General features: G+C 42.0%; 3 protein-coding genes and 1 pseudogene. 2 read left to right on the forward strand and 2 right to left on the reverse strand.

Annotated elements, in window-relative coordinates; genetic code table 11:
* Both H6G97_RS46080 and H6G97_RS46085 read right to left on the reverse strand, forming a co-directional pair.
* A pseudogene (locus tag H6G97_RS46080) lies at nt 1-281 on the reverse strand (hypothetical protein); the annotation flags it as partial.
* A gap of 271 nt (nt 282-552) precedes the next feature.
* Nucleotides 553-1053, reverse strand: a complete 501-nt coding sequence (locus tag H6G97_RS46085) for a hypothetical protein (RefSeq protein WP_190947098.1) — start codon at nt 1051-1053, stop codon at nt 553-555.
* A gap of 540 nt (nt 1054-1593) precedes the next feature.
* On the opposite strand from H6G97_RS46085, the gene mobV reads away from it, so the two are divergent.
* The gene (gene mobV, locus H6G97_RS46090) at nt 1594-3300 is read left to right on the forward strand and encodes a MobV family relaxase (protein WP_190947099.1); all 1707 of its coding nucleotides are present in this window, start codon (nt 1594-1596) and stop codon (nt 3298-3300) included.
* A 107-nt stretch (nt 3301-3407) separates the two neighbouring features.
* Nucleotides 3408-4561: ATP-binding protein (locus H6G97_RS46095; RefSeq protein ID WP_190947100.1), on the forward strand; the 1154-nt coding region annotated here is incomplete at its 3' end.

A 4561-nucleotide genomic window follows, 5' to 3' on the forward strand; every position in this document is an offset into this window, starting at 1 on the left:
TCTTTGAGTGCTGGTGTACCGAAAAAAGCCTCTTTAGCTACAGCACCTAATACATAATACTCATTCCCAATTCCTACCCAAGTCGAGTCAAGCCGCACCTGTGTAAATGAGTGCGCTATTGAATCCCTGCTCACATCTGCCACTTCTGCACTCATCGCTATCACTATTGGCACACCTTCTGGGTATATCTGAACAATCCCTCGGTTATGACTGCCACCTAAATCAAACGACGCTACTATCTTTGGCATCGTTGAGGTTATCTCTTTGTTGGGCGTATTCATACATTTTCCTATTTATGTGCGAGCGCAAAAGAAAATAGACATTGCCTGAAGAGTCTTATTCACAAATTTCTCACCACACCTCGAATGGAGGAGTAATGAGTAGTAAGTAAGGAGTTATGAGTAAGGAGTTAGAGGTTATGAGTTAAAAATTTTACTTATTACCCATTACTTATTACTCATCATCAAACGCAAAGGAGCTTGTGAGAAATGCGGGTTATTCACCCTTGAGAGCAATTATTAACTGGTTATTGGTATAGTCAGGACACTTTAGTTAACCAATACCAAACAGTTTATTAATCTGTTGCATTTCTAGTGACGGTTTTATATCTATCCATTCGAGATCAGTCTCATCGTCATCAGCCTCATCGTCATCAGTCTCATCGTCATCACAATGCTCTAACGCTTGGACTTCTTCTGTCTGGGTCTGGTGTAGACTCGACTCTACACCATTCGCCTGTTGAGCTTGAGCTTGAGTTTCGCCCCTTGAAGTCTCCGTCTTCACTACTGATGGTTCTATAAATACCGTCCGAATTAAAGCCGCTTGTGCTTCCAACTGTTGAATTGCCCATATAGCCCTTTGTCTTAAAGGCTCACCATCTACCCCATCAGCAGACATGGCAAAAGGCGACCAATGTTGTTTCAGGGTCAACATCACTATTTCCGGTAGTGTCCCTAAATCAAATGGTTCTGTTTGCAGATAACTTAGTAGTCGCCCTTCTTGGGTATCTATCGTCCGCTTAATTGTAAAAAAGACTTGTTCCTTTTGTTCCATATTTTTCTCTGGGCAAAGTTTTTATGCAATTATTCATTGCACTTTTGTAACTGTTGTTAGGTAGTTCCATTTTCTTTGCACAGTCGAAATTCAGAAATTTCTTATGTACAGTCTAGCCGAATAAAGTTATTTTTTCAAACTAAATTTTTTACCTACTAAATCTGTGCTTTGAGTTAATTCTCAAAGAGAAAAATGTATCTTAAACTACATTTTTGGGGGCTTAGTGTAGACTTAGTGTAGACTAAGCGCAGACTTAGCGTAGACTAAGCCTAGACTAAGTTTTACACTAAAAGCTATTTGTATTTAAGATTTCTTAGACTAAGCCTAGACTAAGCCCAGACTAAACCTGAGATAACCTCAATTAGCCGTCGAAACAATTCTCTGAAAAAATAATAAAATAGTCGTACGTACTTACTACGGTTTTTTACCCATTTCCGCATTTGAGCAATTTAGCTATTTTAGGGGTAGCCAAAATTTAGATAATTTCAAAAAATCAGCATTACTTGAGAATGATACCAAGTTTATTCAAGAAGTGAAGCCATGAGCTACGCGATCGCGCGATTAAAAAAATTAAAGCGGGGTAATATATCAGGGAGTGCATCTCACACTGCAAGGGAGAGAGAAACCCCAAACGCTGACCCCACTCAAAAAAATATTCGCTTCATCGGTAGCCTCGACCTGGATGAACGACTAGAGGATTTAGTCTTAGCCAAAATTGCCGAGCATGAACAAAAGCGAAAGATTCGCACTGATGCGGTCTACTGTGTAGAGTTACTGTTGAGTGCATCGCCTAGTTATTTCCGTCCCGACTGCCCAACTAATGCTGGGTACTATGAACAACAAAAGTTGGATGACTGGGTAGAAGCGACTCACCAGTGGTTGGCTGATGAATATGGCTCATGCATTGTCAGGGCAGAATTACACCTAGATGAAGCCACCCCGCACATTCACGCTTACTTTGTGCCGATTGATGATCGGGGGCAATTGCGCTGTAATCATTTCTTCGACGGACGGCAGAAAATTCATGAGTTTCAGGATTCTTACTACAACACGATGCGCCTAATTGGGCTGGAGCGTGGGATTAGGGGAAGTAAAGCCAAGCACCAGGACATCAAGGACTTTTACCGGATTGTGGAGGAGGGGCGTGACTTAGAAGTTGATGAGCTAAGTGCAGCGCAATTGAAGGCCAAAGCTGCCGACCGAGACAGGGCGAATCAGCGAAAACAGGAAATGGAAGCTACAGCCAAAGCTCTCTCACTTGAAAATGAACAGTTACGGCGACGAATTGCACAATTAGAACAAGATAATCAATCAATAAAAAAGCTTACCGAGTGGTCAACTGATTTAGCTTTAGATGATGTTGCTATTGAGTTGGGGCTGTGGTGTAAAGGGAATGAATGGGTAGGAGGAAACCACATCATTAATATAGATGCCTCTCAATTTACTGACTTTGCCAATGGCTCTTCGTTAGGGGGTAATAGTGCTATTGATTTAGTCAAGCATGTTAATCAATGCAACCAAGCCCAAGCGATCGCATGGATCGGGGAGCGATTTGGTGAAGTCGGCGCAAAACGTGCAGCGAGCGCTCATGCTCAAAAAGTTGCGGCTCTTATTATCCAAACTCAACCAGCATCCCAATTCACCCCACCCGTTGAGGATAAAGCTAACTGGTCAGGCGTTGAACATTACCTAACCCAGAAACGAGGCATACCTTCTGATTGCGTACAAATGTTACATAACCAGGGTCTAGTTTATGCCGACTCAAAAGCAAATGTAGTGTTTGTGATGCGGGACTTGGAAGGGAATAGCAAAGGGGCTTTCTTAGAAGGTACAACCAATAAATTCTCTGGTTATGAGTTAGGTACTGTTCGCCGTAATAGCTGGTTTTACTTTACTTTGGGGAAAAAGCCTAGTGATAAAACTAGCACTGCTGTACTGTCTGACTCTCCCATTGATACCATTTCAGTAGCCATGTTGGAATATCTCTTTAAAGGAATACCAGAAAACAGAACAGTTTACATGGCAGTAGATGACACTTCAAATTTACCTGTTGAAAGATTACGTAATGTGACTCATGTACAAGTAGCTTTTACTCAATCAACTGCGGCACGGGCTGTTAAAGAACTACTGCCACACTCGACTCAACTCAAGTGCGAAAGTCGGGATTGGAATACGCAGTTAATCAATTTCTCCCATCAATTGCAACAACGGCACTCACAACAAAAACACGAGGAATTAGAGCTATAGTTGCAAAAAAGTCAAGCTACTCTAGTACCGATTTTTTCAGTACTAAAGTAGCTAGTAAAGAGTTTTAGCTATCAATAATATTGGGGTGAAATTTAACTAAAGCCCTAATGAATAATGAGTTAACAAAGCAAATATTCTCTCTAATCAAACTTAACAATAAGCTGATTGCTGTCGAGTCTCCATTACAAGAAAGACTCAAACTTTTGACAAATCTCGCCAGTGAATGCCAGCAATACAACATTAACTGTTACCTGTGGACGCTGGAGGATGATGCGCTACACCAGTTATCTACTAATGAGGAGGGATTAAGTTTACAAAGAGTTGACCAGTATCAAGCGATCGCAAAGAATCGACGCGAACATTACTTTGAAATTCTCCGATTCTGGAAAACTACTGATTTACAAGGGATTCTCATACTAGAAGGTATATTCCCCTGGCTGGGAGAGTCTACCACTGACCCCGATTTCTTTCTGACTTCCGAGTGGATTAAGTCTGCCCTCATTAACCTGAAGCTGTACAATTGCAATGCTAACAAAGCAGCGATTCTCTTAGGGTCAAACGCCACCGTGTCATCTGACATTGCCCCCGAAGTTGCGACAGTCATTCAACAACTGCCAGCTATAGAGGAAATAAGCAGTTATTTATCCCAAGTATTACCTGATTACAGCCGCAGCGATATTTATGCGACAGCGAACGCCGGCTTAGGCATGTACTTGGCAGACATTGACTATGGAATTAGACAGGCAAGCGCTCCTGGTGAAACTAAACCGGATAAGTTAGTGTCTCAACTGTCCGCTTACAAAATCGAACTGTTTAAGCGAATTTATAACATTCAGTTCCTTCAACCTCCAAGCACACCCATTGGTGGTTTAGAACTGATCCAGCAAGCGTTTAAAACTTATAAGCGCCTTCTATCCTCATTGGCTAAAGCTTACAATCTTCGTTTACCCAAGGGGATTTTACTAATCGGCCCACCCGGAACAGGAAAATCTTACTCGGCTAAAGCAAGTTCTGCACAATTGGGGCTACCTCTGATTATTTTGGAGTGGGGGAGTTTCCGCAGTTACGGTAATTTGGCTGAGTACAAGCTAAAGAACTTACTCGCACTGGTAGACCGAATCAACCGTGTAATCTTATACCTCGATGATTTTGATAAGGGATTCGCCGGGGATGATGATTTATCCAAACGCCTCGCTGGTATGCTTTTGACCTGGATGCAAGAACGTACTAGTGAGGTTTTAATTATCGCTTCGGCTAACAA

This window comes from Nostoc flagelliforme FACHB-838 (assembly GCF_014698065.1).
Taxonomy (GTDB): Bacteria; Cyanobacteriota; Cyanobacteriia; order Cyanobacteriales; family Nostocaceae; genus Nostoc; species Nostoc flagelliforme_B.